At 63.6% G+C, this 16590-nt stretch carries 10 protein-coding genes, 1 tRNA gene and 1 pseudogene; 4 read left to right on the top strand and 8 right to left on the bottom strand.

Annotation, left to right across the window (positions count from 1 at the left end):
- Positions 1 to 2 precede the first annotated feature (2 nt).
- The 5 genes and pseudogenes from trbG to QZ613_RS14350 form a co-directional block, all read right to left on the bottom strand.
- Positions 3 to 893 (bottom strand): P-type conjugative transfer protein TrbG, encoded by an 891-nt coding sequence (gene trbG, locus QZ613_RS14370; protein WP_291982932.1) that lies wholly within the window; start codon positions 891 to 893, stop codon positions 3 to 5.
- Between the two features lie 13 nt (positions 894 to 906).
- Positions 907 to 1599, bottom strand: coding sequence for a conjugal transfer protein TrbF (locus tag QZ613_RS14365; protein WP_291982930.1), 693 nt, complete (start codon positions 1597 to 1599; stop codon positions 907 to 909).
- Positions 1600 to 1676: 77 nt separating this feature from the next.
- Positions 1677 to 3512, bottom strand: a pseudogene (locus QZ613_RS14360) (conjugal transfer protein TrbE); the annotation flags it as partial.
- A gap of 586 nt (positions 3513 to 4098) precedes the next feature.
- Positions 4099 to 4356 (bottom strand): replication protein RepA, encoded by a 258-nt coding sequence (locus QZ613_RS21205; protein ID WP_366144468.1) that lies wholly within the window; start codon positions 4354 to 4356, stop codon positions 4099 to 4101.
- A 1179-nt stretch (positions 4357 to 5535) separates the two neighbouring features.
- Positions 5536 to 5623 (bottom strand) — tRNA-Ser (locus tag QZ613_RS14350).
- Between the two features lie 199 nt (positions 5624 to 5822).
- Here QZ613_RS14350 and QZ613_RS14345 point away from each other — a divergent pair.
- Positions 5823 to 6515, top strand: a complete 693-nt coding sequence (locus QZ613_RS14345) for a Bax inhibitor-1/YccA family protein (RefSeq protein WP_043565520.1) — start codon at positions 5823 to 5825, stop codon at positions 6513 to 6515.
- 89 nt (positions 6516 to 6604) lie between these two features.
- On the opposite strand, the gene QZ613_RS14340 is transcribed toward QZ613_RS14345, so the two are convergent.
- Positions 6605 to 6976, bottom strand: coding sequence for an Mth938-like domain-containing protein (locus QZ613_RS14340; RefSeq protein ID WP_043565521.1), 372 nt, complete (start codon positions 6974 to 6976; stop codon positions 6605 to 6607).
- A gap of 145 nt (positions 6977 to 7121) precedes the next feature.
- Here QZ613_RS14340 and alaC point away from each other — a divergent pair, with 145 nt between their 5' ends.
- The 3 genes from alaC to QZ613_RS14325 all read left to right on the top strand — a co-directional run bounded on the left by alaC (position 7122) and on the right by QZ613_RS14325 (position 10972).
- Positions 7122 to 8339 (top strand): alanine transaminase, encoded by a 1218-nt coding sequence (gene alaC / locus QZ613_RS14335; protein WP_291982925.1) that lies wholly within the window; start codon positions 7122 to 7124, stop codon positions 8337 to 8339.
- A complete protein-coding gene (locus QZ613_RS14330; protein WP_291865254.1) occupies positions 8336 to 9568 on the top strand; it encodes a pyridoxal phosphate-dependent aminotransferase in 1233 nt (410 codons plus the stop codon). Before alaC ends, QZ613_RS14330 begins: the two co-directional genes overlap by 4 nt.
- 93 nt (positions 9569 to 9661) lie before the next feature.
- Positions 9662 to 10972 (top strand): homoserine dehydrogenase, encoded by a 1311-nt coding sequence (locus tag QZ613_RS14325; RefSeq protein ID WP_291982922.1) that lies wholly within the window; start codon positions 9662 to 9664, stop codon positions 10970 to 10972.
- Here QZ613_RS14325 and QZ613_RS14320 read toward each other — a convergent pair.
- The gene (locus QZ613_RS14320; protein WP_291982920.1) at positions 10929 to 12341 is read right to left on the bottom strand and encodes a YihY/virulence factor BrkB family protein; all 1413 of its coding nucleotides are present in this window, start codon (positions 12339 to 12341) and stop codon (positions 10929 to 10931) included. The two genes, QZ613_RS14325 and QZ613_RS14320, sit on opposite strands and share 44 nt — an antisense overlap.
- Complete coding sequence (locus QZ613_RS14315; protein WP_291982918.1) at positions 12338 to 16528, bottom strand: DUF748 domain-containing protein; 4191 nt, start codon at positions 16526 to 16528, stop codon at positions 12338 to 12340. Before QZ613_RS14315 ends, QZ613_RS14320 begins: the two co-directional genes overlap by 4 nt.
- Between the last annotated feature and the right edge of the window lie 62 nt (positions 16529 to 16590).

The raw sequence follows: 16590 nt of genomic DNA, 5'->3' as shown, positions 1-16590 counted from the left end.
GGTCATTGCCCCTTCTGGATGGTCACTCGGTCCTGGCCCGATCCGACGCCGGCAATCAGGATGGCCTTGTCGAATACGGCGTCGACGATGTAGCGGTTGCCCTGCACGCGATAGTTGACCATCACCGTTTCGTCATCGGAGAAAAGGCCGCCGTCCTGGCGTACGACGAGAAGGGTCGGCGCTTCGCCCTGGGCCATCGTCGAGGGCATCTGGATGATGGTCTTGCTGCCGTCGTTGTACACGCGCAACGGCTTCCAGGCCGCGCTGCCCGAGACCTCGTAATCGAAGCTCAGGTTGCCCAGGTATTCGCCGGTTTGCGGCAGCGTGTTGTCTCGGCGTTCTCTCCCCTCGCGGGTCTTGATGGCTTCCCACTTGGCCATGGCGTCTTCGGGATAGGTGAAGGCGACTTGCGGCATGTATCGCGTGCGATGCGAGCGCAGCCGGAAGTGATAGGTGCGCCGGTTGGTGGTCACGACCAGGGACGTTTCCAGTCCCACATCCAGCGGCTTGATGATCAGGTGTTGAACCTCGCCGCCACCACTGCCGGTGATCGCCGGTTCAACCGTCCAGCGAGCCGTATCGCCGAGGTTGATCGAGTTGACCTGTTCGCCGGGTTGCAAGGCGACGTCGCACACCTGCAGCACGGCACAAACGATGCTCGGTTGCTGGGCGCCGTACAGGAACTTGATCGAGCCGTTAGGCCCAGCCACCGGAGCGGTGCCCGTTCCACCGGAGGCCTTCCATTTCTCGGCGATGGCAATGGCGACTTTCTCCTGCTTGGTCAGGGTCGGGTTCTTGCCCGAGAAATAGAGGTCGGCGAGGTCGTCGCCAGGAGCCGCCAGTGCGACTGCGGGCATGGCGCCCAGGATCATTGCGTAGAGAACCTTCTTCATGGGGGTGCCCCTCTCAAAGCTGTTTCGACCAGGAGAAATCACGGACATAGAGTCCCAGCGGGTTGTTGCGCATCTGTTCTTCGCTGGTCTCGGTGGTCGGTTCGACGACATAGATCGTCACCAGGGAGCGCATGCGGAAAGGCTGACCCTTGACGATCCCCTGCCGATCGCGGGTGGTCTCCAGCCAATCGACTTGCCAGGTTTCTGGCGTTTGCGCGAGTACCGAGGCGATCTCGATGCTGACCGTCTCCTTTGCCGCCCGCTTGAACGGGCTGGATTCCTCGCTGCCGTTCAGCCATTCATTCATCCTGGCCGTGGCCGGATCGTGCGGGGCCAGCATCGAGTACGCGCGGAACACGGCCTTGCGCTGCAGGGCCACGTCCGGCGTGACCACGCGCGCGTCGCTGATGAACGAGGCCACCGACGCTTCGATCACCCGTACATCGGCAGGCGCCGCCCGTTCGGCCGGTGCCACGGCGAGCGCCTGCCCGAGCTTGTCCACCTGGACGACGTACGGGACGAACTTCGCCTGGCTGCCAATGTGGATGATCCCGCCGACGCCGGCCAGCGCGATCAACAGCGACAGGATGCTGAGCAGTTGCCAGGTCTGGCGCGCAGAAACGACGCTACCGACGTGCTCGTTCCAGGTGCGACGAGCAGCCAGGTAGGGGTTCTCGTTCTCGCCGTTACGGCGCCCCCCGACCATCGGTTCATGGGAACGCCGGGGATCGGCGTCGGGAGTGGCTCGCTTGAATGGCCAGCCCTAGAGTTGATCAGCAAAGCTCATGCGGCGACTCCATATTCGCTAAGGTTCAATCCCCTGCCCTGTAGCCACTCATTCACCCAGCCATAACCAAACTTGGCTTCCAGGTGCTTGATGGTGGCCACTGATTCCTTGTCGGCGGCACCGACGAAGGCCAGGGCCAACGGCCCCAGGGCGAGGTCGTAGAGACGGCGGCCGTTTTCCGAAACGTAGTAGTACTGGCGCTTGGGAATGGCGGTCGCGAGGATCTCGATTTGCCGGGCGTTGAGGCCCATGCGGCGATACAAAGCCGCCGTGTCCTCGTCGCGGGCGTAGATGTTGGGCAGGAAAACCTTGGTCGCGGTCGATTCGACGATCACGTCCAGGATCCCCGAGTTGACCGCGTCGGAGAGGCTCTGCGTGGCCATCAACACCAGGCAGTTCGCCTTGCGCAAGACCTTGAGCCATTCCCTGATCTTGGCGCGGAACGCCGGGTGTCCGAGCATCAGCCAGGCTTCGTCGAGGATGATCACCGCCGGTTGGCCATGCAGGGCGCGCTCGATTCGCCGGAACAGATACAGCAGCACCGGCAGCGCGTACTTCTCGCCCAGGTTCATCAACTCTTCGATCTCGAAGACCGTGAAGTCGGAGAGCGACAAGCCGTCTTCCTCGGCGTCGAGCAGGTGTCCCATCGCGCCATCGACCGTGTACTGCCGGATCGCGTCGCGAATCGCCTCGTCCTGGATGGTGACCGAGAACTCGGAGAGGGTGCGGCCACCGCTGGAATGCAGACTGAGGATCGCATTGCCGATTTCGTTGCGCTGCGCGGCCGAGGTATCCAGACCGTTCAACGCCAGGATGGTGTCGATCCACTCCATCGCCCAGGCACGGTCCCCCTTGGTTTCCAGGAACTGCAAGGGACAGAAAGCCAGGCGCTCATCATCGGCGGCCACCGTGAAATGCTTGCCGCTGCTGCCCCCGGTCTGAGCGCGGATCGCAGCGGCGAGCGGGTACATCGACATGCCCTTGTCGAAGGCGAAGATCGACATCCCGGCGTAGCGGCGCAGCTGTGCGGCGATGATTCCCAGGTGTGTCGATTTGCCGGCGCCGGTTGGGCCGAACATGAAGGTATGGCCGACGTCGCGCACGTGCAGGTTCAGCCGAAACGGCGTCGCGCCGTGCGTCACGCAGTGCATCAGGGCCGGCGCCAGTGGCGGGTACATCGGGCACGGCGCACCGTCACTGCCTGTCCAGATCGTGCTCGTCGGCAGCAGGTCGGCCAGGTTCATGGTGTTGATGAGTGGCCGACGAACGTTCTCGACACCATGTCCGGGCAAGCTGCCGAGGTAGGCGTCCATGGTGTTGATGGTCTCGATGCGCGCCGCGAAGCCGAGACGGTTGATGGCCTTTTCTACCTGGCGTGCAGACGCTTCAAGACGGGTGCGATCCTCATCCATGAGCACGACGACACTGGTGTAATAGCCCTGGGCGACCAGGCCGCTATTCACTTCGGCGATGGCCGATTCGGCATCGGCGACCATCGATATCGCATCCTGATCGATGGACCCGGTGTTGGTGTTGAACACCTGGTCGAAGAAGCCGCGAATCTTCTGCCGCCACTTCTTGCGAAACTTGTCGAGGTGCCGCACCGCCTCGTGCGTGTCCATGAAGATGAAACGCGACGACCAACGGTATTCGCAAGGCAGCTCGCCAAGGGCGGTCAAGATGCCCGGCGTGGACTCCAGAGGAAAGCCCTCGATGGCGACCGTCTGGATGAACTGGCGGCCGACCTTGGGCACCACGCCGGTCCACATTTCCTGCCCACCAATGAGTGCGTCCAGGTACATCGGATTGGTCGGCAACTGCAGCGGATGATTCCAAAACATCCCGATCCACCGCGGGCGGCGCCGATCGGGACGCTATCCAGAACCATTCTACGGATGCAAAGAATGCAGGTCTCGAAAAAGTTTTCCACAGAAATCGACGCGTACCGACGCCGTGCAGCGAACTCCAGGATCGGAAAACAAGAACCCGCCAGCCAAGAGAGAAACAACAATCTCGACGGCCTGACCCGGAGATGGTGAGGGTAGTCGTCGAAAACCCGGTTGCCAAAACGGCGGTGCAGAAGATCGGCGAGGCCAGGGCGCTCGATACCTACGCAACGCACGCCTGAATTGAAGGGTTCGTGACCATGAAAAACTTGTTGCGTAGGGAGTGGTGCGGCGGAAAAACGCCGGCCGTCGAGACGAGCGCTAACCAACCAGGACTACAGGTAAGACAGTCGCGCCCCGCCCGTATGGCCAATACGTAACCGACTGGCCGCCACGAGGAGTCCTGTCGCCGGCGCGGAAACGTTGGCCTCGGGGTAGAACAGCAAGGCATCCTCGAGCCTCTGAAGGAATTGTTTTTTGAAGTCCAGCAAGCCGCGAAGCGAGTCGCCGTAGTCGGAACCGAACTGAAGCTTCAATGACTGCCAGGGGATGAGGACGCTCCGACGCTGGGTGACACGCAGGACAAAGATGCGGTAGAGCAGCCAGGAATAGATGCCATAGCCAAGGGCGACCTGGAGAGGGCGTGCAGCACGCGCATGTCGATCGGCACCGGCGACTCGGTAACATTGCGAAAAAAAGCCTCCGATAGCTTGAGGCTGCTTGCCCACGAAATCCGATCATCCGACCGCTGGGGATCCCGGAAAACGAATGCTTGATCAGCGAGCAGCATGTCTTTGAGGCCGCACCTCTCGGATCGGCGACGATCGATAGTGACACGGGTCCGCTCGTCCGTTCGAAGCTGGACACCCCGGGGTCGCTATGTGGCAAGGTGGTCTGAACCAGGGCCTGCCCCAGGAACGCGAACGAACCCACATCGACCCTGGCAGCGCCGATGTCCGAAGCCAGGGCAATCAGCTTCCCACCGCGCGAGACGCCGGTCAGCAAGCGTGTCCCCTTGGCCGGTCGCGCGTGCCGAAGGCTTGTGGTGATCGAATACCGGGAGAGACGAGAAGGAGGCGGGCGGGCATGCCGGAATTTCTAGCACCCAGGCTTTTGCGGAGGCGGGGGAAAAGCGCCCAACAGGGTCACGTTTCGGACGTCGGTGCGGACGACTTCAGATGGCGCGGGTGGTCGGTGGCAACCAGAGAAGGCGATCATTGGGCGATGACTCCCGCAGCCGGCGATGGCCAAGGTCTCTGGTTTGCTGCTCGAACATCTCTTTCAGCCGGGCTTGCCGCAGTGCTCTGACGTCGCGGATTTACGCTGTCATCGGTAGTTCATGCCCCCTCTCAAAGATAAGGATTGGTCACCCCACCAATCCTTATCAGAAATTCGCCAAAACGCCGTAGCCCGGCCACCCTGGCACGCGACCCATTGCGGACGCCAAGAGCACTTCCCGGCCATCAAGGACGGCCAATTCGCCGATCTGGAGTACTTCACGGCCTCGCAGGGTGTCGACCAGGGGGCAATTCGAGGGCGACGCGTAGGCTTTTTCTTCCATAAGGCTGCGCCCCACCCAATCCTTATGGAAGAAGGATTGGGTGGGTGCAATCGTAGGCACCCCCAGCCTCCCCTTGTGACCGCGAGGCATCTTTTTCGATCACATTTTGAAGCCGTGGCCAGATCAACGACGCAAGAAGCGCAGCGTTTGCGGAAAGCCTCGATCACCTGGCTTGGCATTGCCCTCTGCCGGTGTCGTTACAGGACGAAAGCCGGCCGCTCGGCTCGGCCGTCTCGCAGACCTCTCCACCCGAGTCACTATGCCGGGCAAGGTACAGACGCAGCCTCGGCCTCCGGCGCTCCCTCTTGAGGGAGAACCCATTGGCGCATCTTTTGTTGCGGGTTGTTTGGCGGGTCTGATTTCCTAAAATTTATTCTTTATATTTTTCAGGAACTTAATGTCATTTACTGGCGGAAGCGGTGAGATTCGAACTCACGGACGGTTGCCCGTCGCTAGTTTTCAAGACTAGTGCAATCGACCACTCTGCCACACTTCCTGCAAGCTCACCGTCGGTGTTCGCCACCTGCCGCAACGGCGGGGCGAATGATAGCACGGCGCCGCGCCCCGGACGCGCCACAGTCTACCTGCCAACGACGCTTGCAACCCGGCACCAGACAGCAATAGTGATTGAAACTTTTCACGTAGTTGGCTAGTCTCAGCGCCGTAATCCTAATTCGATCAACAGGAGGAAGTCCATGCAACCCCAGTTTCAGATCACCGGCCAAGCCACTCGCGAGGTGTCGCTGCAGCAGAACCGGGTTCTGCGCAATACGTTCATGATGCTCGCGCTGACCATGGTGCCAACCGTTCTCGGCGCCTTGGCTGGCATACAGATGCAGTTCACGTTCATGTCCGGCAGCCCGCTGATGTCCTTCCTGCTCTTCCTCGGCATTGCCTTCGGCTTCATGTGGGGCATTGAGCGTACCAAGAACAGCGGCATGGGAGTTGTGCTGCTGCTCGGCTTTACCTTCTTCATGGGGCTGATGCTGTCACGCATTCTGCAGGTGGCGCTGGGCTTCAGTAACGGCGGCCCGCTGATCGCCATGGCCGCGGGCGGTACCGGCGTGATCTTCTTCTCGCTCGCCGCCGTTGCCACGATCACCAAGAAGGATTTCAGCTTCCTGGGCCGGTTTCTTTTCATCGGGATGATTGTCGTTCTGCTGGCGATCGTGGCCAACATTTTCTTCCAGATCCCGGCCTTGTCGCTGACCATCTCGGCGGTTGCCGTGCTCGTCTTCTCGGCGTACATCCTCTACGACATCAGCCGCATCGTGAATGGCGGTGAGGACAACTACATCTCGGCGACACTGTCGGTCTATCTGAGCATTTACAACGTCTTCGTCAGCCTGCTGAACCTGCTGCTGATGCTCAGCGGCGAACGCGACTGATCGGCGAGGGCATAAGAAAAAGGGCGGCCTTGGCCGCCCTTTTTCCGTTGACCGGCTGGCGCCGGCGCCGCCTGGGAGACGCCGCGCCGTCAGGCCAGCAGCAGGCCGGCGGCGACCTTGCGGCCCTCGCCAATTAGAACGTTGTAGGTACGACACGCGGCCGGCAAATCCATCACTTCCAGACCCTTCTGCGCCTGTGCCAGCGGACGCATCAGGTCGGGAGTCGGAAAGCGCAGCCGATTACCGGTGCCGAGCAGAATGATTTCGGCGTCGAGCGAGGCCAGCCATGCGAAGTCCTCGACACGCAGGGTGTCGAAAGTTGCCTGCGTCCAATCCGGGATCAGGCGCTCTGGCAGCACCGCCAGGTTACAGCTGTGGCGGATACCGTTCACGCTGACGTAGCCCTCGCCGTAAGCGGTGAAGGTGTTCAGGCCGTCGGGTCTGTCGAGCTGTAGTTTCATGAAAATTGCGGCGCACAAAACCTTAAAGTACGATTATAGCTTTTTTGCCGATCGCCTCCAGAGAGGGACAGTGCGCAAGCGCCGCCCCGTAGCGCTCACCGATCGACGCGTCATCAACAGCGCTGCCACTACTCGAGCCCGGATCATGAGAGAGTTTTCCCGCATCCAACGTTTGCCGCCCTACGTCTTCAGCATTACCGCCCAGCTGAAGATGGCCGCTCGCCGGCGCGGCGAAGACATCATCGACATGAGCATGGGGAATCCGGACGGGCCGACGCCGCAGCACATCACCGACAAGCTGGTCGAGGCGGCGCTGCGCGAAAACACGCACGGCTACTCGGTCTCGCAAGGCATTCCGCGCCTGCGCAAGGCGATTTGCGACTGGTACCAGCGGCGCTACGACGTGAGCCTGGATCCGGAAACGGAAGCGGTGGTGACCATCGGTTCCAAAGAGGGCATCGCCCATCTGATGCTGGCCACCGTCGACCGCGGCGATACCGTCCTGGTCCCCAATCCCTCGTACCCGATTCACATTTACGGGGCGATCATCGCTGGCGCCGATATCCGCTCGGTGCCGATGACGCCCGACGTCGATTTCTTCGCCGAGTTGCAGCGTGCGCTCATCGAAACGACGCCGAAACCGAAGATGATGATTCTCGGCTTCCCGAGCAATCCGACCGCCCGCTGCGTGGACCTCGAGTTCTTCGAGCGCGTCGTCGCGCTGGCCCGCGAGCACGACGTCCTGGTCGTCCATGACCTGGCCTACGCGGACATCGTCTTCGACGGCTATCAGGCACCGTCGATCCTGCAGGTGCCCGGCGCACGCGAGGTCGCGGTTGAATTCTTCACCATGTCCAAGAGCTACAACATGGCCGGCTGGCGGGTCGGCTACATGGTCGGCAACGAAGAGCTGTGCCGGGCGCTGGTGCGCATCAAGAGTTATCACGATTACGGCACTTTCACGCCGATCCAGGTGGCGTCGGTGATCGCCCTCGAAGGATCGCAGCAGTGCGTGGAAGATGTGCGCCAGACCTATCAGCGGCGCCGCAACGTGCTCGCCAAGGGGCTGCACGAAGCCGGCTGGATGGTCGAAGTGCCGAAAGCGTCGATGTACATCTGGGCCAGAATCCCCGAGTTCTACCGGCACCTGGGATCGATGGAGTTTGCCAAGAAACTGCTCCTCGAAGCCAAGGTCGCGGCCTCGCCCGGCGTCGGTTTCGGCGAATTCGGCGACGATCACGTGCGCTTTGCGCTGATCGAAAACGAAGAGCGCACGCGGCAGGCGGTGCGCGGCATCCGCGACATGTTCAGGAAGGACGGCCTGCTGCCGTCGGCTGGCGGTCGCGAAAGAGCCGCGCCATGAAGCCGATCCGCAAATCGAACAAGCTGGACCGTGTCTGCTACGACATCCGCGGCCCGGTCCTCGAACAGGCCAGGAAGATGGAGGAAGAAGGCCACCACATCATCAAGCTCAACATTGGCAATCTCGCCGCCTTCGGCTTCGATTCGCCGGAGGAAATCCAGCTCGACATGATCCGCAACCTGCCCAGTGCGGCCGGCTACTCGGATGCGAAAGGGATTTTCTCGGCGCGCAAGGCGGTGATGCACTACACCCAGCAGAAACACATCCAGGGCGTGACGCTGGACGACATCTACATCGGCAACGGCGTCTCCGAGCTGATCGTAATGGCCATGAACGCCCTCCTCAATGCCGGCGACGAAGTGCTCGTGCCGACGCCGGACTACCCGCTGTGGACCGCGGCGGTGAGCCTTTCCAGCGGCACGCCGCGCCACTATCTCTGCGACGAAGGCAACGACTGGTTGCCCGACCTCAAGGATCTGCGCGCCAAGATCACCCCGCGCACGCGCGCGCTGGTGGTGATCAATCCGAACAACCCCACCGGCGCCCTGTATCCGGAGAACGTGCTGCTCGAATTGGTCGACATCGCCCGTCAGCACAACCTGATCATCTACGCCGACGAGGTGTACGACAAGGTTCTCTACGACGGCGCAACGCATACCGCAATTGCATCGCTGTCGACCGACGTGCTCACGGTGACCTTCAACGGCCTGTCGAAAAACTACCGTTCCTGCGGCTATCGCGCCGGCTGGATGGTCGTCTCCGGCGATCTGCGCGACGCGCGCGACTACATCGAAGGCCTGGACATGCTGGCGTCGATGCGCCTGTGCTCCAACGTCCCCGGCCAGCACGCCATCCAGACCGCCCTCGGCGGCTACCAGAGCATCGACGACCTGGTCGCCCCAGGCGGGCGCATGTGCCGCCAGCGCGATCTGGCGTACGAGCTGATCACCGCCATCCCCGGCGTCACCTGCGTCAAACCGAAGGCGGCGCTGTACATGTTTCCGCGCCTTGACCCGAAGCTCTATCCGATCCGGGACGACCAGAAGTTCATCGCCGAGATGCTGCAGAAGGAACGCGTTCTGCTGGTCCAGGGTAGCGGTTTCAACTGGCCGCACGCGGACCACTTCCGCCTGGTTTTCCTGCCGCACGAAGACGACCTGCGCGACGCGATCGCGCGTATCGCGCGTTTTCTGGAAGGCTATCGGCAGCGCGCGGCCACTCCCGCCTAGGCCGTGGCCTTCCCGCGCCCGCGCACCCTGCTCGCGAATCTCCACCCCCGACCCGCAACTTCCAGACCCTCAACCTCTACTCCTGGCTGCTCTATGAAACCTATCAATGTTGGACTTCTCGGAATCGGCACCGTCGGTGGCGGTACTTTCTCGGTCCTGACACGCAACGGCGAAGAGATCGCCCGCCGTGCCGGCCGGCCCATTCAGGTCAGCGTCGTTGCCGACCGCAACCTCGAACGCACCCGCCAGCTGACCAAGGGTAGCTGCCGGGTCACCGATGACGCGTTCGCGGTGGTCAGCGACCCGGACGTCGACATCGTCGTCGAACTGATCGGTGGCGACAGCGTCGCCAAGGAACTGGTCCTGCAGGCGATCGCCAACGGCAAGCACGTGGTGACGGCCAACAAGGCGCTGCTCGCCAAGCACGGCAACGAAATTTTCGCCGCTGCCCAGAAGAAGGGCGTGATGGTCGCTTTCGAAGCCGCAGTCGCCGGTGGCATCCCGATCATCAAGGCGCTGCGCGAAGGACTGACCGCCAACCGCATCGAATGGATCGCCGGGATCATCAACGGCACCACCAACTTCATTCTCTCGGAGATGCGTGACAAGGGGCTGTCCTTCGACGTGGTGCTCAAGGAAGCCCAGCGTCTCGGCTACGCCGAGGCCGATCCGACCTTTGACGTCGAGGGCGTCGACGCGGCGCACAAGCTGAGCATCATGTCAGCCATTGCCTTCGGTAACTCGATGAGTTTTGACCAGGCGCACATCGAAGGCATCAGCCAGCTCGACGCCGCCGACATCAGGTACGCTGAACAGCTCGGCTACCGCATCAAGCTGCTCGGCATCACCAAGCGCACCAGCGAAGGCGTCGAGCTGCGCGTCCATCCGACCCTGATTCCGACCAGGCGCCTGATCGCCAACGTCGAGGGAGCGATGAACGCCGTCCTGGTCAAGGGCGACGCGGTCGGCCCGACGCTCTACTACGGCAAGGGCGCTGGCGCCGAGCCAACGGCTTCGGCGGTGATTGCCGACCTGGTCGACGTCACGCGCATGCACACCGCCGACCCGGAGCATCGCGTGCCTCATCTTGCCTTCCAGCCCGACGCGATGGTCGATCTGCCGATTCTGCCGATGGCCGACGTGATCACCAGCTACTACCTGCGCCTGCGTGTCGCCGACCGGACTGGCGTGCTCGCCGACGTGACGCGCATTCTCGCCGATCAGGAAATCTCGATCGACGCCATGATCCAGCGTGAGCCTGCCGAGGGGGAAGAACAGACCGAGATCATCATGCTCACCCACCAGACGCGCGAGCGAAACATCGACGCGGCGATTGTCCGCATCGCATCGCTCGACGCCGTCAAGGGGGCGATCGTCCGTCTGCGCCTGGAAGAACTTCTCTAGGAGCCGGCGCAGCGGGTGGCATCGGCGGCATTGCTGCCGACCCCTGCGCGGCGAGGTCGCGCAGGCTGATGCCGCCAACCGCCGTGTCGAGCGCCAGCCGCATGCGCTCGAAGACGGCGTCGACCGCCGGCGCTGCCGGTAGGCCGACGGGTGAAAAGAAGCGTTCCTCACCAGCGCTGCGCACCGTCTCCAGGACCTGCGTCACGCTGATCAGCGCCGGGTCGCGCCCGAGCAGGTAGAGCGGCGGGTCGTCGCTGCTCTGCAACAACAATTTCTCGCTTTCCAGGGCATCGACAACGGTCTGCAGGACGTGCCGCGGCATGCCCAGCAGGCGAATGAATTCCGTCAGCGAGGGCGTGCGCTCACCGGCCACGAACCTGCCCGTCACCAGGGCCATGGTCGACAGGGCCAGCCGCTCGCGCATGCGGTTGCTCAGTCGCGGTTCGCCGGCGCCGGCGTAGAGATACTCCGGGTGCTGGGCGTAAAAAGCGACACTGGCGCCGAAAAGCAGAATCAGCCAGCTCAGATAAAGCCAGATCATGAACAGGATCAGAATCGCCAGGCTCGAATAGATCGCCGCGTACTGGTTCGAAGTCGCCACGAAGGCCGCAAATCCCCACCCGGCGGTCTGCCAGGCAATACCGCCGGCAGCACCGCCGATCAGCGCCGGAAGCAGACGCACGCGCGCGTTCGGAATGAACATGTAGACAAAGGTGAAGGCAGCAATGACCAGCAGATAGGGGGTCAGCCGGCTGATCGTCTGTACCAGCTGACCAAGCATCTCGATGGCCAGCAGTCCGCGCACCGTCTCGACATTCATCACCGTGGCGGTGATGCCAAGCGCGGCGAAGACCAGGATCGGACCCACCATGAGCACGCTCAGGTAGCGGCTGAAACGATCGGCAAGCGAGCGCGGGCGCTGAATATGCCAGATGTAATTCAGCGACTCCTCGATCTTCTGCATCAGGGAAATCGCGGTGTACAGCAGTAAGGCCAGGCCGAGCGCGCCAAGCACGCCGACGTTCATGTTCTGGATGAAGGTCGTGATACTGGTCGCCACTTCCTCGCCTTTTTCACCGAGGGGTTCGAGGAAGTTCAACAGCATCGGCTGAATCTGGTTGTGCACGCCGAACGCCTTGAGCACCGAAAAGCTCAGCGCCAGCAGCGGCACGATCGACAACAGCGTCGTGTAGACCAGACTCATGGCGCGCAGGGTCAGTTGTCCGTCGACGACATCACGGATCAACAGCAGGAGCGTGCGCACGACGCGTATGCCGCGCGCCTGCCACAAGGACAGGCTTGCGCCCTGCCCCCCCCAGATGATGCCGTCCAGACGACTGAGCAGATTCGTACCGACTGCAGGCTTCACTTGACGACCTCGAGTTCAAGTTGCAGGGTGACCGCCTTGGCGTTTGCCGCGCTCGCCGGGCGCGCCTTGCCGAGCAGTACGCGCTTGGCGTCCACTCCGTCGGCGCTGGTCATTTCGGCAATGATCGCTTCGCCGCGACGAGTGGCAAGTTGCGCCAGAGCCTCGTCGGAAACCGGCTGCTCCTTGATCATGCGCTCGAGAAGACTCTCGTAGAACGCCAGCGGCGGCCCCGCGGCCGGCTTCCCGGCCGGCGCCGTGCTGGCGGACGATTCCCCTGCCGGCTTGCCAGACGGCCCGGCGGCAAGTGCACGCTGCTTCACCAGCGCCAGGACCTCAGGCGCATAGCGCTCGCTGAACAGCGCCTCGATCGCCACCTGCGCGCGCGGGTTGGCGGCGTCGACCGGACCGGGGTCCTCGCCAGGCGTCACTTCGAGGCCCATGCGGACGACAAGGTCGCTGCGCACGGCCAGCGACTTCAGCGCTGGCGTGTCCACCTCGGCCGCTTGCGTTGGCGGCACGAGAAGCTTCAGCGTCGTCCGTTCCTTCATCGCGCGCGCCACTGCCGCCAGTTTTTCGCGCTCGGGCGGGGCAAGAACGGCGCTGCCAGGTTCGAAGTCGATGCTGTCGAGTTTGCTGTCGCTACCGGCACCGAAAAGGGCACCGAGCGCCCGGAACGGCGCCGTGATGATGCCGCCGATCAGGTTGCCGAAGGCCTTGCCGACCACTGCCCCGTAGGCAAATTCCGGGTCGTTGAGATCGCCGCTGACCGGCAGGCCGATGTCGATGACCCCCTGCGAATCGCTCAGGATGGCGATCGCCAGGTCGAGCGGCAGGTCTGCTGCGCCGGGGGTATCGACCTTTTCGCCGAGTTTCACCTGCTTGAGGACGATCTTGTTCTCGCCACGCAGCTTGCTGTCCTTGACCTTGTACTGCAGATCGAGCGCCAATTGTCCGCCGGTGATCCTGCGGCCCGCGAACTTGATGACGTACGGCGACAGCGAGCTCATCGTCAGGTTGCGGAAAGTCATCTCGATGTCGGTCAGCCTTGCCGGGCGAAAAACGCTGATCTGGCCGCGAATCTTCGCCGAACCGTACTTGTCGACGCGCGCGTCGAGCTGCACTTTGGCACTGCCCTTCGGATCGGTGCCGAGACCGGTGATCACCCCCTTCAACTCGTGCATGCGCGTGCCGAACTGGGGTCGCAGACTGAGGTCGGCAAACTCGAGCGCGCCCTTGGAAATGCGGATGCGCGCGATCGTCACCGGGAAGGGATCGTCGACCGCCGCGCCTTCATCAGCGGCCGCCACTGCCACTTCGGCGGGCCCTGCAGCACCCTCCCCTCCCGCCGGCTGGTCGGCGGCAGCCGCGGACTCGCCGTCCCTGGGCTTCTTGAGAACGTCGGTCAGATTCACCGATTGGTCCTCGGCAATGATCAGGCGCCCCGCCGGCGCGACCAGCCGCAGCTCGCCGATGTCCAGGCGGTTCGGCTCGACGGTCAGCAGCAAATCGTCGCTGGCCAGCGCATCCCAGGTGACGAACGGCCGCTGCGCTTCGCTCTCGTCGATGCGCAGTTGATCGACCGCAAAACCGCCCTTGTAGGCCAGCTTGGCGGCGGCCGCGGGATCGCCGTAGCGTAGACGCCCGGAGGTCGATAGCGTACCCGATGCCAGATTCAGTTCGGCGAACTCCGCCAGGTAGGGCTGAACGGGCGCCAGCGCGATGGCCGCCAGCTTGAGCTGCAGGTCCGCTGTGCCGTTGTCGGCACGAACACTGCCCCTGGCGTCGATTTCGCCGCCGCTGGCGACAGTGGCCTTGAACTCCACCTGCATCGGTGTGCTGACTCCGGTCGCGAACCCGGCGATGCGCGCGCGGATGGCCTGCAGCCCGACCGTCAGCGGCGGCCCGCCGCTGCGATCTGCGAAACCGAGTGCGAAGCGATCGACCTCGATCGCCTTCACCGCCACCCGCCAGGCACTATCCGCTGCCGCGGCCGCGGCACCAGTGGCGTCGGTCTCGGGTGCGGCAGCTGCCGCCGCCGCGGCAGCGCCGCGAGTGACGATCAGTCCGTTGAACCTGCCCTCTGCGTCGAGCCAGGCTTGCGCCTGTCCATCGGCCACAACGATCTTGTCGACGCTGATCAGCCGATCCTTCAGGCGCAGCACGCCGCCCGAGACCTTGGCTTGCGCAAAGCGCAACATTTCCGTCGCCGGATCGGCAGGACTGCGCACCACCGCATTCGTCAGCGCCACGCTGAGGCCATCGCCGCTGACCTCGACCGGACCGGCGGGCAAGGCGACCAGCAGCGAGTTGGCCGCAAGGCTCGCCGCCGCGATCTGCGCGATTTCCGACGACGCGCCCTGGGCAACGGCAGCGAGAGACTTCAATGCCAGCGCCACACCGTCAAGGCGAAGGTTCACGCCAGTGGAAGCAGGCGCGGCGGACGACCCACCAAGGGTCGCGGCAAGCGCACGCACGTCAAGGACTGCGTCCTGCCAGGCCAGGCGATCGGCGCCCTGGCGTGCGGCAAGGCCGGCCATCGCCACCTGTACAGCGCCAGCGTCGATGCGCAGCGCTGCGTCGTTCTGCGCCAGCGACAGCTTCTCGCCACCGATGGCGAGCTTGCGCAGATCAACGCCGTCGGCCCCTCTCTGCGCCTTCAGCCCGGCAAGGCTCGTTTGTGGTTTTTCGATGCCGAGGTCGAAACGCCCGTCGGCGATGAGCATGGCGATCTTCTCCGCGGCGACCAGCCCCTCCGGAAAAGCCAGGGTGTCGGCGCCACTCTTGAGCCGCGCGCCGCTCAGTGACAGCTTGGGCTGCGCCAGCTCGACGCGCGTTTCGGCCGCCGCCAACTCGATCGCCGGAGACGTCTCGAAAGCGAGCGCAGCGACGTCAATGGCCAGCGCCTTCGCCGGGTCCGCGTAGGCGAATTCGAGCGCCGAGATTTCGGCGCTGTCGACCACTACCCGCCAGCGGGGCGCCGCGCTTGCCGCCGCAGTATCGGCAGCAAGGGCGGCGGGTGCGGTGACCGTTTCCGTGTTCACCGCCACCACCGGGTCGGCTGCTTCCCGGGCGGTCGCCGCTTGTGCTGCATCGGTTGGCCCGGTTTTCCTGTCCGCGCCCTTGTCCGCTTCTTCCACCGCGCCAGCCGCCGGGACCTTGGCCGTGGCGTGTAGCAGCTTTTCCCAGTTGAGCTTGCCGTCGTCGTCAAAAGCGACGGCGACGTTGCCTTTCGCCAGCCGGAGAGTAACCAGCCGTGCCTCGCGTGCGGCGAGATCGACGCTCCCCTGCGATAGCGACAGCGTCTCAAGGGCGAGCAGCGGTGAAGCGGCTCCGGGCACGCTGACCGACAAGCCGCTGACGTCGAGAGCGACATCCTGCACGCTTCCCGACAGGCTGCCGCCGGCATCGAGCGCGAGGTCGAACGCGGCGCTGAGGTCGGCTTTCCCGGCGGGCGCGTCGATCGCCAGCAGACGCGACAGACTCCTGACCAGCGTCGTCACCTGCACACCGCTCAGCGTCAGCCGCCCCTGGCTGGCCATCGGATTGAGTGCCAGTTCGCCGCTCGTCTCGACGCTCTCGTCGGCAGCGCTGTGCGCCGACAGGCGGTAGCTGGCCGCCTGCTCGGGCAGGCTGGAGAGATTGTCGATCTCGATCACGATCGGCTCGATGTGCGCGACCAGCGGCTCGTCGAGCAACTGGTCGGAGAAATCGACGCGGCCGTCGTTCAGCGCGACGCGGCGGACGACAAACCGCGGCAAGCCTGCGTCTTCCGCAGCGGGCTCGCTTTCCGGCAGGCGTTCGAGCAGCGCGGCGAAGTTGTGCCGGCCGTTCCGGTCGAGTGCCAAGTGCACAACCGGCGCCTCGAGACGAGCTTCGGCAAAGGTCCAGGCGCGATCGATGACGCTGCGCAGCTCGAAATCGACCAGCAGGTGTCTGAAGCCGAGCAGCGGCTGGCCGTCGGGGTCGGAAAGAGCGAGATCGTCGACCTCGAATCTGAAGAGCAGCGGATTGAAGCGCACGTCACCGACGCTGATCGGGTGGCCGAGTTGCGCCGGGACCTGTTTTTCGACCTGCCACTTGATGATCGCCGGCAAGGCGAAAAAACCGCCGAGCACATAAAGGGCGAACAGAAGCACGGCGACAATCACCGGTTTTCTGGAAAAGAAGATTCGCAAGCTGTTGAGCATGAATGGGCGCTTCCACCGCCTAGACGACGGCTAGACCTCCGCAGTGGGTGCCAGCGACACGG

Source organism: Candidatus Accumulibacter sp. ACC005, assembly GCF_907163215.1.
GTDB classification, from domain to species: domain Bacteria; phylum Pseudomonadota; class Gammaproteobacteria; order Burkholderiales; family Rhodocyclaceae; genus Accumulibacter; species Accumulibacter regalis.
Note: the sequence above shows the minus strand (reverse complement) of the source record. Positions and strands in the feature narration are given on the sequence as shown.

What these genes read in the sequence shown, in the direction of transcription:
- alaC (WP_291982925.1), top strand. Translation starts at nt 7,122, where the DNA reads ATGAGAGAGTTTTCCCGCATCCAACGTTTGCCGCCCTACGTCTTCAGC.
- QZ613_RS14340 (WP_043565521.1), bottom strand. Translation starts at nt 6,976, where the DNA reads ATGAAACTACAGCTCGACAGACCCGACGGCCTGAACACCTTCACCGCT.
- trbG (WP_291982932.1), bottom strand. Translation starts at nt 893, where the DNA reads ATGAAGAAGGTTCTCTACGCAATGATCCTGGGCGCCATGCCCGCAGTC.
- QZ613_RS14365 (WP_291982930.1), bottom strand. Translation starts at nt 1,599, where the DNA reads ATGGTCGGGGGGCGCCGTAACGGCGAGAACGAGAACCCCTACCTGGCT.
- QZ613_RS14325 (WP_291982922.1), top strand. Translation starts at nt 9,662, where the DNA reads ATGAAACCTATCAATGTTGGACTTCTCGGAATCGGCACCGTCGGTGGC.
- QZ613_RS14330 (WP_291865254.1), top strand. Translation starts at nt 8,336, where the DNA reads ATGAAGCCGATCCGCAAATCGAACAAGCTGGACCGTGTCTGCTACGAC.
- QZ613_RS14345 (WP_043565520.1), top strand. Translation starts at nt 5,823, where the DNA reads ATGCAACCCCAGTTTCAGATCACCGGCCAAGCCACTCGCGAGGTGTCG.
- QZ613_RS14315 (WP_291982918.1), bottom strand. Translation starts at nt 16,528, where the DNA reads ATGCTCAACAGCTTGCGAATCTTCTTTTCCAGAAAACCGGTGATTGTC.
- QZ613_RS21205 (WP_366144468.1), bottom strand. Translation starts at nt 4,356, where the DNA reads ATGCTGCTCGCTGATCAAGCATTCGTTTTCCGGGATCCCCAGCGGTCG.